We start from the raw sequence: 19,471 nt of genomic DNA, 5'->3' as shown, positions 1-19,471 counted from the left end.
GGTGCCGGAGAAGAAGGTCCAGAGCCAGCGCCCTGGACCTGAGGGATCAATAGATATCGAAGGCGAAGTAGCGGCTGGAGATCTTTTTATAGGTGCCGTCAGCGACGATCTCATCCAGTGCCTTGTTGAACCGCTCACGCAGGGCATCGTCACCCTGGCGCACCGCGATGGAGGCGTCGGCGGTGGTGCCGTTGACGTCACCAATGATCTTGCAGCAGTCCTTGCCGGTACTTTGAGCCCAGGCCACCAACGGAAACTTGTCGGCAATCACCCCGTCAATTCGACCGGAGACAAGATCACTGTTGGCTTCGTCCAGCGTCGGATAGAACTTCACATCGGCACCGGCCGGGCCGTAATGCTCTTCGGCGTAGATCGCCTGGGTCGAGGAGGACTGGGCACCGACCGACCGGCCTTTGAAGTTGGTCTGGGCATCGGTGATGTTCGAGTCCTTGGCCACGGCTATCGACAGCGGCGTACGGTAGTAGTGATTGGTGAAAGCGATCTTCTTCTTGCGCTCATCGGTGGCAATCATCGAGGCGACCACCGCATCGTATTTCCTGGCCATCAGCGCCGGGATGATGCCTTCCCAGTCCTGAGCGACGATCGTGCATTCAACCTTCATTCGCTCGCACAGGACGTTGGCGATGTCGACGTCAAAGCCGTGGAGTTTGTTGTCCGAGTCAACGTAGTTGAACGGCGGGTAGGCACCTTCGGTGGCGATTTTCAGCACTTCAGCCTGGGCGCCCGATACACCGGCGATGACCATTGCACACGCACTTGCAAAGCGAATGACGTTTTTCATCTAACACCTCGATTATTGTTTTGGTCCTGGTGAGGATGTGTATCCAACAAACTCGTTATGTAAGGCAGCGGTTGCTTCAAGACGTCTTTCGACTTCGGGGCCCAACTGCTTGCACACCTCGTTGACCAACAGGTGCACCAGCGACAGCATCGACGCCGTGGACTCCCAGAACAGATTGAACTCGGTGGGTACGCGGAACACTTCGTCGGCGTTTTGCTCGGCCCAGTCGCAGAAGGTGTCGGTGACCAGGGTGACCGCAATCCCGGCTTCACGGGCCTTGCGGCACAGGTTCAGGGCGTGACGGGAATAACGCCGGGCTTCGAACACCACCAGCGCGCACTCCTCAGGGTTACTGAGCAGCACGTCGGCGAAATGCCCGGCGGCGCCGTCCACCAGTTGCACGCCGTCGCGCAGGTACTGCAGCAGATGGACCATGGACGCGGCGATGCCGCGCTCGGTCTGGAACCCGGCAACAAATACCTTGCGCCGAGTGGCCAGGCGCTGGCTGACGGTTTGCCAGGCCGGGGTCAGGCTGTATTCGTAGACTTTCATCAGCGCGCCGACTTCCAGTTCGAAGCTGCGCGGCAAGCCTTCAGGGCTCTGGCTGGACTGCTGACGGAACTCCTGCAAACGGTCACCCACCAGCCACGGACCTTCGCCCAGGTCGACTTTCAGGTCGTTTTTCAGGTCTTTGAAATGGCTGTAACCGATGGAGCGGCAGAAGCGCCCGACGGTGGACTCGCTGACGCCCAGCCTGGCGGCGATATCGGCCGAGGTCTGGAACGGTAACTCGTAGAGGTTGGCCAGCATGTAATTGGCGATCGCCCGGCCCGAGGCGGAGGCGGTCGACAGGCTACTTTCAAGACGTTGTTTGATGGGCTGGCTCAAGGCTGTTTCCTGTTGTTATTCAGCGCTTGGAGCAGAAGGTGAATGTTTTCTGTCATTAAGTCAATATTTGACAGAAAACTGGCATTGGTGATGGTTTCCGTAGCAGCTGCCGAAGGCTGCTACGGGGAGCGGCGACGGGTTAGTCGGTCATCCCATTGGCGAGCCCGTGCAAGCCTTAAGTCTCTTACCTCTTGGCAACCCGGTCTTACACCGAATTTTCCGGGCCGCTCCCGCCCAATCCAAAGCACCTGCCTATTGCCGCCAAGGCAGCATATAAGCCGGCGCACCGCCTTTTGATAATCGCCTCCGACATTTCGTCCCCCGTTTGCGGAGCGCGCCATGCACAACAATAAGAAATTCCAGCACTGCTTCTTGCCTGCCTTGATTGTCAGCTTTTCGACCTTGGGCGTCAGTTCGATGGCCGAAGCCGAAATCATGCTATACGACAAGGATCAGACCACGTTCTCCACCGATGGCTACATCAACGCCTTTTACGTCAACAGCAAAGTCGACCGCGCCGGCGATCAATTCGATCGGCGCCAGGCGCGAGTGAAGATGGGCTTCTTGCCCAACTACCTGGGCTTCAACATGGGCAAGCAAGTCGACGACTTGAAGCTCGGGGGGCGGGCGTCGTTCTGGGTAACCATCAACGACAGTCAAACCAACGGCACCGACACCGCCATCGATGTACGCCAGTTCTACGGCACCGTCGCCAACCCCGAGTGGGGTGAAGTGCTGATCGGTAAAGACTTCGGCCTGTTCGCTCGCTCCAACATCCTGCTCGACGAAATGCTTGCCGGTTACGGCCAGGTCAGTGACAGCCTGGGGCTGGTGGATGGCGGCGGGGTGTCGTTCGGCAACATTGGCACCGGTTACCCGTACCCGTTTCCCACCTCGCAAATCACCTACCGCACACCGGTCATGGACGGCTTGCGGGTTGCGGTAGGGATCATGGATCCGGTGGACACCAACGACAGCAGCGCACTGGGCAAGGCCTATCAGAAAAACCCACGGACCGAGAGCGAGATCACCTACCAGTTCGATGTCGCCGGGGCGAAGATCTACAGCTGGGTCAACGGCAGTTACCAGACCTCGGACAACACCGACTCCACGGTCAAATCAGTCACCTCAAAAGGCGTCGGTTACGGCGTGCAGGCGAAGATGGGCGGTTTGTCCCTGACCGGCTCGGGCTTCCAGGCCAAGGGCATCAACCCGTTCTTTACCAACAACGCCGGCAAAGCGACGTTGCGCGAAGTCGATAGCGACGGCTATCTGCTACAGGGCTCCTACAAGCTCGGTAAAAACCGCCTCGCGCTGTCCTATGGCAAGACCAACGACGATGGCAACGGCGTGGTCGGCAGTGGTGCGGACTACAACACTCGGGGGATAGCGCTGTTCCATGACGTCAATGACAACCTCAAGCTGGTGGCCGAGTACAACCAATTCAAAATCAACGGGCACGACACCATTGCCCAAAATGAACACACCGATACCTTTGCAGTGGGAGCGGTGTTGACCTGGTAACCCGACCGGATCTGCCCGCGCTGCGCGCATCGCGGCGCGGTGCCGATAAGGAATCTCTGACTCCGCACATCCCCCCCGTAGCAGCTGCCGAGCCCGCGAGGCTGCGTTCGGCTGCGCAGCAGCCGTAAAATCAGGCACTGCGGTCTTTCAGACAAACCGTGGAATCAGGATTTACGACTGCTGCGCAGCCGAACGCAGCCTCGCAGGCTCGGCAGCTGCTACATGAGCCGAACGCCGCCTTCGACAGGTCCTACGCCAGCCTCGGAAATCCCATCACATCAATGCCTTGCAACGCTCTAAAGATGAAGCTTATAGTCCGCCCGTCGCCCATATGGCGATCGGGTTTGGCGACCCGTTGACCGTGTGCGAAAGCTCTCTGCTTACTTGCAGGGGGGTTCGTACCCGCAAAGCTGTCTTATGGCAGCTGTGCGCGGGAGACCTTCGGGTCTGCCGGAACTCGGTCCCGGTTCGCCAACCTGCGTACAGCTGCCACCCCTTCGTTTGGCGACGATTGAGTGGTGGCCTCAGACAATTTGACCGAGGTTTTACCCATGAATCGATACATGCCAATCACTGGAGTCGACAACGATTTCCACGCCCTGTTGATCGACACCGAAGCGCCCCTCGACGTACTGCACGAAACCGCTGACTACCGCATCCGCGCCGTCACCCAACTCCTGGAAAACCTCGTCATGCGCGAAGAGATTCGCTCCGACGCCGTGGTCCTGCACGACTTCGCCCGAGTCCTCGCCATCCCGCTGCGCGACGGCTGCGATCTGATGGACGTGATCGGACGACGACTGCGGGCGCAGATGGCGCCATAAAGAAAAAAACGGGCGACCTGAGCAGACTGTGTATGTCAGGGACGCCCATTTTTTGGTTGATTAATGTTGGTAAGTCAGACGTTTAAAACTATATCCCATTGGATCAATAATGCGCACCGTCGGGTTATTCGATGCAAATGCTAGAGACTTCGACAACAGCTCTAATAAATGGCATCGATGTTTGCAGCTCGGATTGCAAGTTGTTCTGTGCCTGCTGCATTGCCATGGCAGCAGAGCGATTCAGCTCATCTTCACGGGCCTGCCTGGCTTCGGCTTTAATCTTTTCTATGTCGATACGGCAGAGCAAGTTTTCAGTATTGGGAGGCATGAGCTGAACTCCTGACAGTCCTTGATGCAGGGTGTTCAGCTTCGAAGTTTGTTCAGCGTCTGTCTACTAGCAGAACTGCTAGGTAAAGGACCATTCAGTTGATCTCGGGTTTGCGGAACCTGTGGCGAGGGGGCTTGCCCCAATGCCAGTCAGTTAAGCGAACGCTGCCCCGTGTAGGAGCAGCCGGTCGACGCTCGATTGCTCGCGATGGACGTTAACGAGAACGCGTGTTTTCTGAATAAACGCGCCGCCCTTGAGTCCATCGTCGGAACGCCGCCCGGAGCAAGCTCGCTCCCACAGAGATAGGCGCCAGACCGATACATTTCTATCAGCAGCCACCCGCACTTCATCCCATGGAACCGCCTACCCGCTACCCAAGTAGCATACGGGCCACGTCGCTGGCTTCGTACACTCATGGCTCAGACAGCGCACCTGCGGGAGGCGAATATGCAACAGGGCCAGGCCGATGGCGTCGTCAGTGCAATGTCCCAGGCCTGCGATGCTCAGGAGGCCGCCCAGGATCTGGCGCGGCAACTGCTGCATCCGCATTTGGGTTTCGTACTGTTCTTTTGTTCCGCCGAGTACGACTTGCAGGCCCTGGGCCCGGCCTTGCAACGGAGCTTTGGCGGAATCCGCCTGGTGGGTTGTACCAGCGCCGGAGAAATCACTCCCAATGGCTATGGCCGGGGCTGCATCACCGCGGTGGGTTTCGATCACCGGCATTTTTCCATCGCCATCGAGCTGATCGATCAGATGGAGCATTTGAGCCTGATCGATGCCCAGCAAATGGTCGAACGTCTGGTGGGCGACTGTCGCAGCAATACCCTGGCGCCGATCAAGGGCAACAGTTTCGCGCTGACCTTGCTCGATGGCCTGTCCAGTCGCGAGGAAATGGTCCTTGCGGCGCTGAGCGCAGCCCTCGGCGACATCCCGCATTTCGGCGGCTCGGCCGGCGATGACAACTACCTGACCCATACCCATGTGTATTTTGGCGGCGAGTTCCACAGCGGTGCTGCGGTGGTGGTGCTGGTCAATACCTGGCTGGACTTCGAGGTTTTCACCACCCATCACATCCTGCCGCGCGAAGAGAAGCTGGTGGTCACCCGTGCCGATAGCGCCTCGCGCCGGGTCTACGAGCTCAATGCCGAGCCTGCCGCCGAGGAATACGCCCGACATATCGGCGTACCGGTGGCCGAGCTCGATCACCGGGTGTTCGCCGCCCATCCACTGGCGGTGCGCATCAATGAGCAGTACTACGTCAGGGCCATTCAGCAGGTGCACCCGGACCTGAGCCTGAGTTTCTATTGCGCAGTGGAAAACGGCATCGTGCTCACCGCCATGACCCCCGGGCCGCTATTGCCGAACTTGCAGACGCTGTTCGAAGGCCTTGAGGCGCGTCTTGGCACGCTACTGCTGACGATCGGTTGTGACTGTTTCCTCAGGCGTCTTGAGCTCGAAGACAACGGCAGCCTTGAGCAAATCGGCGCCTTCCTGCGCGAGCAGCGGGTGATGGGCTTCAACACCTACGGAGAACAGTTCAATGGCATGCACATCAACCAGACCTTCACCGGCGTTGCCATTGCTCGAAGCCGGCCCCCAGTCAGCCGCTGATCTCTACGAGCAGATCGCCCGGTTGCAGCATGAAAACCGCAAGCTGCAACGGATCAACGGCGCGCTGATCGAACGGATCGAATCCGGGGGGACCCGTGGCAACGATCCGTATTCGGCGTTTCAGCATTCGGTGGTGCTGGCCGAACAGGTGCGCGAGCGCACCGATGCGCTGAATCAGGCGATGGCTGAACTCAAGGCCGGCAATCATCTGCTCAGCGAAGCCCGGCTGCGGGCGGAAACCGCTCACCGGCACCTGATCGATGCGATCGAAAGCATCTCCGACGCCTTCGTGTTGTTCGATGAAAATCAGCGCATTGTGCTGTTCAACAGCCGCTTCAAGGCGTTCTGGGCCAATAGCCGGATACGGATCATTGCCGGGATGCGGCTGGCCGAGGTCAAGCGGTTGATGACCGGCACCGGCCTGTTCAACGAAGAGCCGCGAGGGCATGCCGATGAACATTTGCTTTACCGGTTGCATAACGGTCGCTGGTTGCAGGTCAGTGAACGGCCGACTCAGGAAGGCGGGCGGGTGATCCTCTTCACCGATATCACCGAAGTCAAACTCAGCGAAACCGTGCGCCGTGAGCAGGCTGTCGCGCAAAAATCCCACCTGCTGCAGCGCGCCGTCGACAACCTGTCTCAGGGCGTGGCGATGGTTAACGCCGAGGGCGTGCTGGAGTTATGGAATCGTCGATTCCTCGAGTTGAGCGGCCTGGCGCCGGTGGCGGCCCATCGGCTGTTTACCGAAGTGATTGGCGACAGCGAGTTAAGCCTGCTGACCCCTGCCAGCCGCGATGCCAACGGGCGGATCGTCCATGAGTGCGAACAGCGGCTCTACGATGGGCGAGTGCTGGAAATCCGCACTCATCCGTTGCCGACCGGCGGTTTCGTCAACACATTCACCGACATCACCGAGCGTTACCAGCACGCCGAAGCCCTCAGCGAGAGCGAACGCTGGATTCGCCTGATCACTGACCATGTGCCAGCGCTGATCGCTTACCTGAATGCCGATCTGGTCTACGAATTCACCAACAAGGTCTATGAACAATGGTACTGCTGGCCACGCGGCGTGATGCTCGGCCAGAGCCTGCGCGAGGTCCACAGCGAAGAGCATTACCAGCGTCTGGAATCCTATGTGGCGCGGGCGCTGGCCGGAGAGAGTGTGACGTTCGAGTTCCCGGAAACCAACATCAACAATCAGGAGCGCTACATGCTGCGCTCCTACGTGCCGAACCGCTTGGCTACTGGCGAGGTGGTGGGAATTTTTGTGTTGATCCGCGACATCACCGAGCGCCGACGCACCGCCGAGGCGCTGCATCAGGCTTATCAGAACCTTGAAGTGCGGGTTCGCGAGCGCACCGCCGAGCTGACCACCCTCAATGGTCAATTGCTGCGCGAGATCGATGAGCGCAGTCGCGTCGAATCGCGATTGCGTGAGGCAAAGCTGGAGGCGGAACAGGCCAACCTGTCGAAAACCAAATTTCTCGCCGCAGTCAGCCACGACCTGTTGCAACCGCTTAACGCCGCGCGGCTGTTCACCAGCGCGCTGCTCGAACGCCGCGAACCGGTGGCCAACGCCGCTCTGGTGCGCAACGTCAGCAACTCATTGGAGGACGTGGAGAATCTACTGGGTACATTGGTGGATATCTCCAAGCTCGATGCCGGAGTGATCAAGGCCGATATCGCACCGTTTGCCCTCAGCGAGTTGCTGGAAAACCTGGCGGTCGAGTACGCCCAGGTGGCCCGCAGCGAAGGCCTGCAACTGCACTTCGTGGCCAGTTCGGCGCTGGTGCGCAGCGACATTCAGTTGCTCGCACGGATTTTGCGCAACCTGTTGAGCAACGCCATTCGTTACACCGTCCGTGGCCGCGTGGTGCTGGGCTGTCGCCGGCATCGTCAGCGGTTGTCGATTGAAGTCTGGGACAGCGGGATGGGCATCGAGGACAACAGGCTGGAAGAGATTTTTCAGGAGTTCAAACGCGGCGATGTGCAGCGGCCGAATCAGGATCGTGGTTTAGGGTTGGGTCTGGCGATCGTCGAAAAAATCGCCGGCATTCTCGGGCACCGGATCACCGTGCGCTCCTGGCCGGGCAAGGGTTCGATGTTTGCCGTCGAGGTGCCACTGACCCACAGTGCACCGAAGGTTGCGCCGCAGTTGCCCATAAGCGAACCGATGCTGGAGCGCTTGCACGGGGCGCGGATCTGGGTGCTGGACAATGACGCGGCGATTTGCGCAGGAATGCGCACGCTGCTGGAAAGTTGGGGCTGCCACGTGGTGACGGCACTCTCGGAAGAAGACCTGGCGCGCCAGGTAGACAACTACCACGCCGAGGCTGAACTGCTGATCGCCGACTACCACCTGGACCATGGCAAAAACGGCGTCGATGCCGTGGCGCTGATCAATGCCCGGCGTGCATCACCTTTGCCGGCCCTGATGATCACCGCCAACTACAGCAATGAACTGAGGCTGCAAATGCGTGAGCTGGGCCATACCTTGATGCACAAACCGGTACGGCCGATGAAGCTGAAGATGGCGATCAGTCATTTGTTGGGTCGACTGTGAGACGCGCCGCGTAACGTGTGGTGGGGCATTGCCCTGCCCCTGTAGGAGCGCAGCTTGCTCGCGATGGACTCAAGGGCGCTGTGTTTATTCAGAAAACACGCGTTTTCGTTAACGTCCATATCGCGAGCAAGCTGCGCTCCTACAGGGTTATCACAGACCTTTGAGTGAAATGTCAGCGCCGCAAATACGCCGCAAAATCAATATCGCCGGCGCTGAGAATCGCCTGCACCCGGTTGTGCACGTTGAGTTTGCGCAGGATCGCCGAGACGTGGGCCTTTACCGTGGTTTCGGCAATTTCCAGGGAATAGGCGATCTGTTTGTTCGATTCGCCCTTGGTCATGCGTTCCAGCACCAACAGCTGCTTGCGGGTCAGGGCCTGAAGCAGTTCCGGCGGGAAATTCGGCGTGTCATTCATGCTGCGCCGTGTCCCGGTTTTTTGCGTGCGAATGATGTCTGAGGGCAGGTAAACGTTGCCGTTCAGAATCTGCTGGATAGCCTCGGTCATTTGTGAGCGGGGGGAGGATTTGGTGATGAAACCCACCGCACCGTAGGTAATGGCTTGCAGCACGACCTGCTTGTCCTGCTCGGCGGAGACAATCACCACCGGAATGGTCGGTGCCTCGTTGCGCAGATTGATCAGACCGTTGAGACCGTGCATGCCCGGCATGTTCAGATCAAGCAGGATCAGGTCCAGATCGTCATGCTGTTGCGTCAGTTCCAGGGCGCTGTCCAGGTCGGCGGTTTCCATGACCTCGCTGCCAGGGAAACCGTCGCTGATGACGTTATGAATGGCTTCGCGAAACAGTGGGTGATCGTCGGCAATCAGAATTTTGTACATGGCCTTACACCTCGTTATTTTGATTATGGTGTGGCGGGGGCACGCAGCCTGGCGGGTCAGGGAAAAGGCTCGGGCCGGGACGGTTCCACTGGCAGGTTCGCCGCTTCCCAGGCATCCAGCCCGTCACGGTACCAATACACAGCTTTATAGCCCATCGCGGTGGCGCGTTTTACCGCGTTCCAGCTCAGCCAGCAATCGGCGCGGCAATAGAACACCAATGGCTGATCCTCGCGTCCGGCCGTAGCCTTTTGCAAGTTGCGCGCGAAGTAGTCCTGCACTTGCTGGCTCAGTTCACCATCACCGGTGTTGGCCAGCCAGTGGCTGCCGGGAAGGTTGGCATGCGGTTGGTCTTCGATGAACCGCCCCTCAAGCCATTGCCGACGATAGACGTCGATCAGTACCGGCCTGGGTATTTGCGTCAACAGGGCTTTCAGGCTCTCGGTGTCAATGATTCTGGCACCGTCCACATGATTCGGCGTCGGGCTGCGGTAGAGGCTGGTGCGATAGCCTTCAGGGGAAAACAGCGGTGTTTCGGCCTGCGCGACACCCAGCAACAGGCTCAGCGACAAGGCTGCAAGGGGCGGGCAGAGCAGATAACGCGGGGCACGCAGCATAGGGTTTGGTCCTTCTTGTTATAGACCCATTACATGCCAGTGCTGGTGCTTTGTGAATGCGACGATAGACAGGGAAACCCGTACTAAAGTAGTAATTTTTGCGTTCGGGAGGGCGACACCAAACCTCTGTAGGAGCGAGCTTGCTCGCGATGCAGGCAGCGCGGTTTTTCAGATGTACCGCGTCGCTGCCATCGCGAGCAAGCTCGCTCCTACAGGTTTTGGATCAGCCGGCCCGTCGTACCGCCGCATGCTGCGGATTGAAGGTCAGCACCGCCAGCAGCGAAAACAGCAGCGTCAACCCCAGACAAACCACCAAAGCCATCAGGTTAAAGCGCTGGTACAAGGCAAAACGCACCAATTCCACCGCATGGGTGAACGGGTTGAGGGCGCAGAGCCAAAACAGCCACTCACTGGCTTCGCGCATTTTCCACAGCGGGTACAGCGCCGAGGACAGGAAAAACAGAGGGAAGATCACGAAATTCATCACCCCGGCGAAGTTCTCCAGTTGGCGGATGGCATTGGACAGCAACAGCCCCAGCGCACTGAGCATCAACGCCACCAGCAGCAACGCCGGCAGCGCGGCAACCAACCCGAAAGCAGGTGGTTGCACGCCGTAGACCCAGGCGATGGCGAGAAAGGCATAGACCTGCAGCAGTGAGATCAGAGAGGTCGCCAGCAATTTGCTGCTCAACAGAAAGGCCCGGGGCAGGGGGCTGGTCAGCAACACCCGCATGCTGCCCATTTCCCGGTCATAGACCATCGACAGCGAACCCTGCATGCCGTTGAACAGCAGGATCATGCAGGCCAGACCGGGGATGATGTAGACCTCGTACGGAATGTAGGTGTCATAGGGCTCGATGATGGCGATGCCCAGCGCCGCCCGGAAACCCGCGGCGAACACCAGCAGCCACAGCAGAGGGCGCACCAGCGCACTGAGAAAACGCGTGCGCTGCAAGATAAAACGCAGCCACTCGCGCAGCACGATACCGCTGAAACACTGCCAATAAGCGTTCATCGAACTGCGACTCCCGAAGCCGTTGAAGTGGTCAGGCGCTGGAACGCCGACGTCAGGTCACCGCCGTGTTCGAGACTCAGGGCATCGGCCTGGCCGCTGGCCACGAGGCGCCCTTGATGCAGAATCAGCAGGTCATCACGGGCTTGCACTTCGTCCAGCAGATGGGTGGTCCAGAGCACGCTGATACCGTGGTCGCGGCACAGGCTGCGAATGTGTTGGTTAAGTGCCAGGCGGCTGGCCGGATCGAGACCGACGCTGGCTTCATCGAGCAACAACAGGCGCGGCTCATGCAGCAGTGCCCGGGCAATTTCCACTCGACGACGGTGGCCGCCATTGAGTTCGCGGACGCGCTCACGGCGCCGCTCGGTCAGTGCCTGGCGCGCCAGTTCGGCCTCGACCCGCGCCTGGGCCTGGCGACGGGACAACCCGTGCAACGCTGCGTGATAACGCAGGTTCTGTTCGACGCTGAGGTCCAGGTCCAGCGTGCTCTGTTGAAACACCACACCCAGTTGGCGCAAGGCCGGACGCGGGGTGCTGCGCAGGGAGTGACCGCCAACCCGGATGTCACCGCGCTGCACGTCATACAATCGCGTCAGCAGGGCGATCAGGGTCGATTTTCCGGCGCCGTTTGGCCCCAACAATGCGGCGAAACGCCCAGGCAGCAGGCTGAACGTCACGTGGCGCAATGCCTCACGGGGGCCGTAGGCGAAGCTCAGGTCAGTCACTTCCAGGGCGTTCATTGGGTCACCACCACGCCCCAGGGATAACGGCCGACCTTGACCGACTTGATGACCTTGAGGCTGTTTACATCGATCACTGACACATCGCCGCTGACGCCATTGGTGGCCAGCAACTGACTCTGATCCGGGGTAAACGCCATCTGCCAGACCCGACGGCCCACCAGCAGGTAGTCGAGAATCTCTAAGGTTTTGGCATCGACCACCGCGACATGGTTGGCAGGGCCCAAGGCAACGAAAGCGTATTTACCGTCAGCGCTGAGTTTGACGCCAACCGGCTGGACCTTGTCCGGGTGCACGCCTTTGATCTGGAACTTCAAGGTCTTGAGAATTTTCCGGGTCGCCACGTCGAGAATCGTCACAGTTCCGCCAATCTCGGCCGAGGCCCAGAGCCGCGAGCCATCCTGACTGAACTCGACGAAGCGCGGTCGCTGATCCACCAGGGTGCTGTCGGCCAGGGTCTGAGTGCTGGTGTCGATCCAGTGCAACATGTTGGTGGTTTCACTGGTGTTCACCGCCCATTTGCCGTCGGGGCTGACTGCCATGCCTTCCGGCTCGACGCCGACGTTGACCTGGGCAAGCACCTTGGAGGTTTCAGTGTCGATCACCGTGACCAGCGCATCGTCCTCGTTGGATACGTACAGCCAACGGTTATTGGGATGCAGGGCGAATTGCTCCGGGTCTTTGCCGGAGGGCAGTTCCTTGATGATCTTGCGGGTGGCGACGTCCATCACCTGGACCCGGTCCGAGTCGCTGGCGCAGATGTACAGCAGCTTGCTGTCATGGGACAGCAGCAGACCGCGTGGACGCTGACCGACCGACAGGGTGTCGGTGACTTGCAGGGTCTGCATGTCGATCAGGCTCAGGCTGTTGTCCTTTTCGTTGGAAACCCAGGCGGTACTCGCCAGCACGGGCGCGGTGGCGAGCAGTAAGGCGGATGCAAGCAGGGTGCGGCGCATGGCAGGTTCCTTGTTGTTGTCGTTGTGGGAATCAGGGAAAGCGGCAGGTCACTTCGGGCTTGTCATAGCCCAGGCTGTCCATTTCGTTGACGGGGTGCAGGAAGCCGTCTTGCGGCGAGGTGCTGACCAGAGCCCGGGGCTGAACGATCGGTATCGGTTGCCGTAACTGGCCATTCCACGGGCGATAGCTGAGCTTGCGGCCCTTGAAACCATCCAGCGGCAACTGATCACTGAGCTCCAGTTGGCGAATCGCCTGGGCATCGGTTTGGCGCAATTTGCTCACGGCGCTGGCGACACTGCGCACGGCAATCCAGGCGGCGAAATCACGGTCGTTCATCCAGCGTCCGGCCATGGCCTCGAAGCGTTTTTGCAACTGCGCGGCACCGTAGGTTTCCACGGTTTTGTGCCACCCCGTCGGGGTCAGGCCCTGGGTGCCGGCGACCGGCCGCGGGTACCAGGTCTGGTAGGGCAGGTACTCGCCAAAGTCGCCGCGCTCATCGGCCACCAGCACTACGTCGTATTCAGCCGTCTGGGTGAACAGCGGCATGTCGGCCTGGGCACTGCGGCGTTGGTCATTATCAAAGGACCAGGGTTTCTCTGCGACGATCTGCAACCCGAAGTGTTTCGCCGCGCGCCGAAGTGCGGCGGCATAAGCCTGGTCATCCGGGGTCGGGCCGACAATCAGCAGCAGGCGCTGCCATTTACGCACCACCAGAAATTGCGCCAGTGCATCGGCGAGCATCGCCCGGCTCGGCAGGCTATGCAGCACATTCGCCAGGCAGTCGGTGCTGCGCAGATTGTCGTCGGCACTGCCGGCATTGAATAGCAGGCTGTCGGGCAGGGCGGCGCTGAGCTGGCGCAGGCTGTCGGCCGGCGCATTCACCACGAACAACCGCAGGCCTTGGTCGTGCTGGACCTTCGCTGCGTCGAGCAAGGCGTCGGGACTGTCGACGCTGGCGCTGACCAGGCTGTAGCTGTGATTGAGAAAACGCCCGGTGCTGTTGCTGTCGGTTATCGCCAGCTCGGCACCGCGCAGCCCTGCGTCGGTGGGTTCGGGAATGATGTTCGACAGCAGCGGGCCGGGATCGGGCCGATAGCCCAGGTAGCCGATGCGGACCTGCAACCCGGCATCCTGCGCCTGGCTTTGGGTCGCCAGCAACGCGGCGCTGGCAATCGCCAGCAGGTAGAACAAGGCGTAACCGACAAGCTGGCGCATAGGGCACTCCACTACAGGTAGCGCCAGCATAGGAAGTGACGGGGTGCGGGGAAATATGCAGAAAGTATCGGTGGGCTGGTACCAAGGTAGTAACTCAAAGCATGCGCGGGGCTTTTAGCATGGCAATAACGGGGCACCAGGCATGAATGCGCGAAGCCAGAAATGATCGTTCCCACGCTCCCGCGTGGGAATGCCTCACTGGACGCTCTGCGTCCGCTTCGGCAGTGACGCGCAGCGTCACGGGCTGCATTCCCGCGCAGAGCGTGGGATCGATCACATGCTTCAGGCCCTCGCCGCAAGCCCTACTACCAAGGGAGTAGAGGGCGACAACCAAAGCAGCATACGGCTCACCGAAGCCAGTTCTTAAGATGGCGGCATAGCCTCTGCAGAGAGGTTTTGCGTGCAATCTTGAGGGCATAACAATGACAACAATACGCAACGCCATGCTTGCCGCCGGGCTGCTGGCCGGTTTGATCAGCGCGGGTTCGGCAATGGCCCACGGCAACGTCGTGCCGCAAGCCGTGGAAACCAAAGGCCTGACACCGATCAAGGACGCCGGGGTACAGGTTGATGGTGATGGCTGGGCTGCGGTGAACCCCTATCGCACCTCCCCGGAACACGACAAGGCGCTGGAAATCGGCTCCTCGGCCTATAACCAGAATTGCGCCGCTTGCCATGGCCTGGAAGCCAAGTCCGGGGGTATTGCACCGGACCTTCGCAAACTCGATGTCGGCGACGCCGGGGATGAGTGGTTCGTCGAGCGCGTGCGTCATGGCGCGGTCCGCGATGGTCGTGTCTACATGCCGAAAATGGCCGACTACTTGAGTCAGGAAGCCTTGTGGGCAGTACGCACCTACCTGGACAGCGTGCACGTCGAGGAGTAACCCATGCGCCTGCTCACCGTGGTTTTCACCGTTGTGCTGCTGTGCTGCCAGACGGTGCAGGCGCAGGTGCGCAACTTCGACCAGATGATCGCCGCGGGCGAGCTGAAGGTTGCGGTCTACAAGGATTTCGCACCCTACAGCTTTGAAGACGGCGGCCAGCCGCGGGGCGTCGATGTGGAGCTTGCGCAGGCGTTGGCCAAAGCCCTCGGGGTGCGCCTGGCGCTGATCTGGGCGCCAGCGGGCGAGAAGCTCGACGACGATCTGCGCGACTACATCTGGCGCGGCAATCAGCTGCGCAACCAGCAGTTGGCTGACTTGATGATGCGCGTGCCTTACGACCGCGATTACGCACAAAAACGCAATGAATTCGGCGAGCTGGAAAACGGCCATGTGGTGATGTTCGGCCCTTACCAGAACGAATCCTGGCAAGTCGCGTATGACCGCCGCCGACTCGACTCGGTGGGCAGCGTCGCGGTGTTCGAACACCACCCCATCGGCGTCGAAGTGGACAGTGTGCCGTCGTTCTACCTGACCTCGGTGTTCAACGGCATGCTCAGCGCCAGGACCCACCATTACCCCGGCGTGCCGCAAGCCTTTGCCGCAATGAAGGCCGCAGAGGTGGATGCGGTGATGGCAATGCGCGGCGAGATCGACTGGCAACTGCATCTGGCAAAGGACCCGCAATTGGCGCTGGCGCAAAACGCCTACCCGAACATGGGTAAACAGCTCTGGGAGATTGGCATGGCGGTGCATGAAAGCAATCGCCAACTGGCCTATGCCGTGGAAGAAGCTCTGGAAGGGCTGATCCGCGACGGTACGCTCAAGGCGATCTATGCCGGGTACGGGCTGCGCTATGAAGTACCGCAGATGTATCAATAGGAGCGGGCGATGAACTGGCGAGCGAGTTGTCTGTTGGTCTGCTGGCTGCCATTGGCGGCGCAGGCCATCGAGGTCGTTCCGGGCAAGGATCCGGTGCCTTCGGTGATGTGGGCCTTTTATCACAAACAGATGCTTGGCGATGCGCCGTTCGTGTTCGATGACCGGGTCAAGCTGCTGGCGCCGCCGTTCGCCGAGGATGCCCGGCAGGTGCCGCTGGAAATCGACGCGCGGGTGTTCAAGGGTGAGGTGGTGAAGATTCTCGCCTGGGCCGAGCTCAACCCGTTGCCGAAAATCGTCGATTTTCAGCCGGGGGAGCAGGTGTTGCCCTGGCTGTCGATTCGCATCCGTATCGAACAGGCCACGCCGTTGCGTGCAGCGGTGCTGACCCGCGACGGGCTCTGGCATGTCGGCTCGACCCTGATCGACGCCGCTGGCGGTGGCTGCACGGCGCCCAGCGTGGTGCGCACCCGGCCGGGCTGGGAGGAGCATATCGGCGAAGTCCTTGGCGGGCGTTATCCGCGCGGCGGGTTCAGTCGCCTGCGAGTGCAGGTGGCGCATCCGATGGATAACGGCATGGTCAGCGGTATTCCGGAGTTCTTCCTTAACCATGCCGAGTTGCGCGATGACGGCGGCAAGGTGCTGGCCAGTCTTGAACTGTTCCCGGCGGTCAGCGAGAACCCGAACCTGGCTTTTGACATTGAAGGAGCAGGGCAGACGCGTCTGTTGCTGCGCGATAACAGCGGCAATGAATTCTATGCGGCGATTCCCTGATCAGAGGAGAGCGCCATGCGCTGGATGCTGCTGTTATGTCTGAGTCTGAGCCTGCCAGCCCTGGCGGACTTCGACTATCAACTCAAACCCCGGCAGATCGCCGAGGACACCTGGCTGCTGGAAGGCAGCACCGACAATTTCGCCAAGGGCAACGGCGGCAATATCGTCAATACCGCGTTTATCGTCACTGAGCGCGGGGTCGTAGTGATTGATACCGGACCGTCGAAGCGCTACGGCGAAGCCTTGCGTAAAGCGATTGCCACAACCACCGATAAACCGCTGATTGAGGTCTTGTTGACGCACCATCATCCCGATCATGTGCTGGGCAACCAGGCGTTCAGCGATGTTCCCATCGGTGCTCTGGCCGGTACTACCGGGTTGTTGCGACAGCAAGGCGATGCCATGGCCGAGAACATGTATCGACTGGTGGGCGACTGGATGCGCGGCACCGAGGTGGTGTTGCCAACCCAGGAGATAACGCCCGGCCTCCTGAACATCGGTGGTCACCCGTTGCGTCTGTTGGGGCTGCGCGGGCATACCGGCGCCGATCTTGCGATCCTCGATGAGAAAACCGGTGTGTTGTTTGCCGGTGATCTGGTGTTTTACGAGCGAGCCCTGACCACGCCTAACTCCCCGGGACTGGAAGTGTGGCAAGCGGATATCGATCAGCTCGAAGCCCTGCCATGGAAACAGATCGTGCCCGGCCACGGCCCGGTTGCCACCGACCACAAACCCTTCGTGCAGATGCGCGACTACCTCGGCTGGCTCGACCGGTTGATGCGCGAGGGTGCCGCCAATGGCAGCGAAATGGGCGAGATGATCCGCAGCCCGATTCCCGAGCGCTTCGCGGGTATCAGCCTGAGCCGCTATGAACTGATCCGCAGCGTCAGCCATTTGTATCCGCGCTATGAGCGTGGGCAGATGAAGCGGGTGGATAACAACTCTCGGTAATGCACCCCCCTGTAGGAGCGAGCTTGCTCGCGATTGACTCAAGGGCGGCGCGTTTATTCAGAAAACACGCGTTATCGTTAACGTCCATCGCGAGCAAGCTCGGCTCCTACAGTTCCTTGTACCAAGGAACTAGAAAACTCCGCACTGCGGGCAATTGTTGGCAGGACGGCGGCGACCAAGAATCTGCACCAGACCGGGAAAATTTCCCGGGTACAACAAAAACCGCAGAGGTAGCCGTCATGACCCAACCCGCACGTCGCCAACCCTTCGCCTTGAGCGTGCTGCTCAGCGCCATGCTGTTGTCCGGCTCGGCCCTGGCCGCAGTCACCGATCAAGACATCCTCCAGGACCCGAAAAACCCGGAGCAGATCGTCACCAACGGTCTGGGTGTCCAGGGCCAGCGCTACAGTCCGCTGGATACCCTCAACGTCGACAACGTGAAAGAGTTGCGACCGGTCTGGGCCTTTTCCTTCGGTGGCGAGAAACAGCGTGGTCAGCAGGCGCAGCCATTGGTCAAGGACGGCGTGTTGTACATGACCGGCTCTTACTCGCGAGTGTTCGCGGTGGATGCACGCACTGGCAAGAAGCTTTGGCAATACGATGCGCGCCTGCCCGATGATATTCGCCCCTGCTGCGACGTGATCAACCGAGGTGTCGCGCTGTACGGCGATCTGGTGTTTTTCGGCACCCTCGACGCCAAGCTCGTGGCCCTGAACAAGAACACGGGTAAGGTGGTCTGGAGCAAGCAAGTCGCCGACCATAAAGAAGGCTACTCCATCAGCGCAGCGCCGTTGGTGATCAACGGCAAACTGATTACCGGGGTGGCCGGTGGTGAGTTCGGGGTGGTCGGCAAGATCTCGGCCTATGACCCGAAAAATGGCGATTTGCTCTGGACCCGGCCGACTGTAGAAGGCCACATGGGTTACGTCTACAAGGACGGCAAAGCGATCGAGAGCGGCATTTCCGGCGGTGAAGCGGGCAAGACCTGGCCGGGCGATCTCTGGAAAACCGGCGGTGCTGCACCTTGGCTGGGTGGCTACTACGACCCGGAAACCAACCTGCTGCTGTTCGGCACCGGCAACCCGGCGCCCTGGAACTCGCACCTGCGCCCGGGCGACAACCTCTATTCGTCATCGCGTCTGGCGCTGAACCCGGATGACGGCACCATCAAATGGCACTTCCAGAGCACCCCTCACGACGGTTGGGACTATGACGGGGTCAACGAACTGGTGTCCTTCAACTACACCGAAGGCGGTAAAGAAATCAAAGCCGCGGCGACGGCCGACCGTAACGGGTTCTTCTACGTGCTCGATCGCACCAACGGCAAGTTCATCCGTGGTTTTCCGTTTGTTGACAAGATCACCTGGGCCAGCGGTCTGGACAAGGATGGTCGACCTGTCTACAACGAGGCCAGCCGTCCGGGCGCTCCGGGCAGCGAAGCCAAGGGCAGCTCAGTGTTCGTCGCGCCGGCCTTCCTCGGGGCGAAGAACTGGATGCCGATGGCCTACAACAAGGACACCGGTCTGTTCTATGTACCGTCCAATGAGTGGGGCATGGACATCTGGAACGAAGGTATCGCCTACAAGAAAGGCGCGGCGTTCCTCGGGGCCGGCTTCACCATCAAGCCGTTGAACGAAGACTACATTGGCGTATTGCGCGCCATCGACCCGAAAACCGGCAAGGAAGTCTGGCGTCACAAGAACTACGCGCCGCTCTGGGGCGGGGTGCTGACCACCAAGGGCAACCTGGTCTTTACCGGTACGCCTGAGGGCTTCCTGCAAGCGTTCAACGCCAAAACCGGCGAGAAAGTCTGGGAATTCCAGACCGGTTCTGGCGTGCTTGGCTCGCCCGTCACCTGGGAAATGGACGGCGAACAGTACATCTCGGTGCTTTCCGGCTGGGGCGGCGCCGTTCCATTGTGGGGTGGCGAAGTGGCCAAGCGCGTCAAAGACTTCAACCAGGGCGGCATGCTCTGGACCTTCAAATTGCCGAAAGATTTGGTGGTGGCCAAGCATTGATCTGACGCAAGCCCATGATCGTTCCCACGCTCCCGCGTGGGAATGCCTC

The 19,471-nt window shown here is 60.2% G+C and carries 18 protein-coding genes; 9 read left to right on the top strand and 9 right to left on the bottom strand.

From position 1 onward, the window contains the following. Nucleotides 1-46: 46 nt before the first annotated feature. Nucleotides 47-802 carry a transporter substrate-binding domain-containing protein gene (locus AC07O1_RS12390; protein WP_494992793.1) on the bottom strand — a complete coding sequence of 252 codons (756 nt, stop codon included), beginning with the start codon at nt 800-802 and terminating at the stop codon, nt 47-49. Between the two features lie 12 nt (nt 803-814). Further along, nucleotides 815-1,690, bottom strand: coding sequence for a MurR/RpiR family transcriptional regulator (locus AC07O1_RS12385; RefSeq protein WP_494992794.1), 876 nt, complete (start codon nt 1,688-1,690; stop codon nt 815-817). 339 nt (nt 1,691-2,029) lie between these two features. Between AC07O1_RS12385 and AC07O1_RS12380 the strand changes: the two genes are divergently transcribed. After that, a complete protein-coding gene (locus AC07O1_RS12380; protein WP_495088964.1) occupies nt 2,030-3,214 on the top strand; it encodes a porin in 1,185 nt (394 codons plus the stop codon). A gap of 551 nt (nt 3,215-3,765) precedes the next feature. Further along, entirely contained in the window at nt 3,766-4,038 is a 273-nt protein-coding gene (locus tag AC07O1_RS12375) for a hypothetical protein (RefSeq protein ID WP_495088963.1), read from the top strand. A gap of 124 nt (nt 4,039-4,162) precedes the next feature. Here the strand turns inward: AC07O1_RS12375 and AC07O1_RS12370 are convergent, their stop codons facing one another. Next, nucleotides 4,163-4,366: a hypothetical protein gene (locus tag AC07O1_RS12370; protein WP_495088962.1), complete on the bottom strand. Its 204-nt coding sequence runs from the start codon at nt 4,364-4,366 to the stop codon at nt 4,163-4,165. A 447-nt stretch (nt 4,367-4,813) separates the two neighbouring features. Between AC07O1_RS12370 and nosP the strand changes: the two genes are divergently transcribed. Together nosP and nahK are read left to right on the top strand one after the other, a co-directional pair. After that, nucleotides 4,814-5,977, top strand: a complete 1,164-nt coding sequence (gene nosP, locus AC07O1_RS12365; protein WP_495088961.1) for a nitric oxide-sensing protein NosP — start codon at nt 4,814-4,816, stop codon at nt 5,975-5,977. Further along, a complete protein-coding gene (gene nahK, locus AC07O1_RS12360; protein ID WP_495088960.1) occupies nt 5,907-8,540 on the top strand; it encodes a hybrid sensor histidine kinase/response regulator NahK/ErcS' in 2,634 nt (877 codons plus the stop codon). The genes nosP and nahK overlap by 71 nt, the downstream gene beginning before the upstream one ends. A 172-nt stretch (nt 8,541-8,712) precedes the next feature. Here nahK and AC07O1_RS12355 read toward each other — a convergent pair whose 3' ends face one another. The 6 genes from AC07O1_RS12355 to AC07O1_RS12330 form a co-directional block, all read right to left on the bottom strand. After that, entirely contained in the window at nt 8,713-9,378 is a 666-nt protein-coding gene (locus tag AC07O1_RS12355; protein WP_494992798.1) for a response regulator, read from the bottom strand. Nucleotides 9,379-9,434: 56 nt separating this feature from the next. Beyond that, nucleotides 9,435-9,992, bottom strand: coding sequence for a PQQ-dependent catabolism-associated CXXCW motif protein (locus AC07O1_RS12350; RefSeq protein WP_495023935.1), 558 nt, complete (start codon nt 9,990-9,992; stop codon nt 9,435-9,437). 223 nt (nt 9,993-10,215) lie between these two features. Continuing rightward, on the bottom strand, nt 10,216-11,007 hold the full coding sequence (locus AC07O1_RS12345) for an ABC transporter permease (RefSeq protein ID WP_495088959.1): 792 nt from the start codon (nt 11,005-11,007) through the stop codon (nt 10,216-10,218). Further along, nucleotides 11,004-11,747, bottom strand: a complete 744-nt coding sequence (locus AC07O1_RS12340) for an ABC transporter ATP-binding protein (RefSeq protein WP_494992801.1) — start codon at nt 11,745-11,747, stop codon at nt 11,004-11,006. Before AC07O1_RS12340 ends, AC07O1_RS12345 begins: the two co-directional genes overlap by 4 nt. Next, nucleotides 11,744-12,703 (bottom strand): YVTN family beta-propeller repeat protein, encoded by a 960-nt coding sequence (locus AC07O1_RS12335; protein ID WP_495088958.1) that lies wholly within the window; start codon nt 12,701-12,703, stop codon nt 11,744-11,746. Before AC07O1_RS12335 ends, AC07O1_RS12340 begins: the two co-directional genes overlap by 4 nt. 31 nt (nt 12,704-12,734) lie before the next feature. Beyond that, complete coding sequence (locus AC07O1_RS12330; RefSeq protein ID WP_495088957.1) at nt 12,735-13,919, bottom strand: ABC transporter substrate-binding protein; 1,185 nt, start codon at nt 13,917-13,919, stop codon at nt 12,735-12,737. A 422-nt stretch (nt 13,920-14,341) separates the two neighbouring features. Here AC07O1_RS12330 and pedF point away from each other — a divergent pair, with 422 nt between their 5' ends. From pedF to AC07O1_RS12305, 5 genes are all read left to right on the top strand, one after another. Then, nucleotides 14,342-14,803 (top strand): cytochrome c-550 PedF, encoded by a 462-nt coding sequence (gene pedF, locus AC07O1_RS12325; protein WP_495010760.1) that lies wholly within the window; start codon nt 14,342-14,344, stop codon nt 14,801-14,803. 3 nt (nt 14,804-14,806) lie between these two features. Next, entirely contained in the window at nt 14,807-15,682 is an 876-nt protein-coding gene (locus AC07O1_RS12320; protein WP_495088956.1) for a substrate-binding periplasmic protein, read from the top strand. A 9-nt stretch (nt 15,683-15,691) separates the two neighbouring features. Further along, nucleotides 15,692-16,453 carry a quinoprotein dehydrogenase-associated SoxYZ-like carrier gene (locus tag AC07O1_RS12315; protein ID WP_495088955.1) on the top strand — a complete coding sequence of 254 codons (762 nt, stop codon included), beginning with the start codon at nt 15,692-15,694 and terminating at the stop codon, nt 16,451-16,453. Nucleotides 16,454-16,468: 15 nt separating this feature from the next. Further along, on the top strand, nt 16,469-17,404 hold the full coding sequence (locus AC07O1_RS12310; RefSeq protein WP_495088954.1) for a quinoprotein relay system zinc metallohydrolase 1: 936 nt from the start codon (nt 16,469-16,471) through the stop codon (nt 17,402-17,404). Between the two features lie 239 nt (nt 17,405-17,643). After that, nucleotides 17,644-19,422, top strand: coding sequence for a PQQ-dependent methanol/ethanol family dehydrogenase (locus tag AC07O1_RS12305; protein ID WP_495088953.1), 1,779 nt, complete (start codon nt 17,644-17,646; stop codon nt 19,420-19,422). Nucleotides 19,423-19,471: the final 49 nt, after the last annotated feature.

The organism is Pseudomonas sp. GW821-FHT07G10 (genome assembly GCF_059418545.1).
The sequence above is the reverse complement of the archived record's forward strand: the minus strand, read 5'-3'. Positions and strand labels throughout refer to the sequence as shown.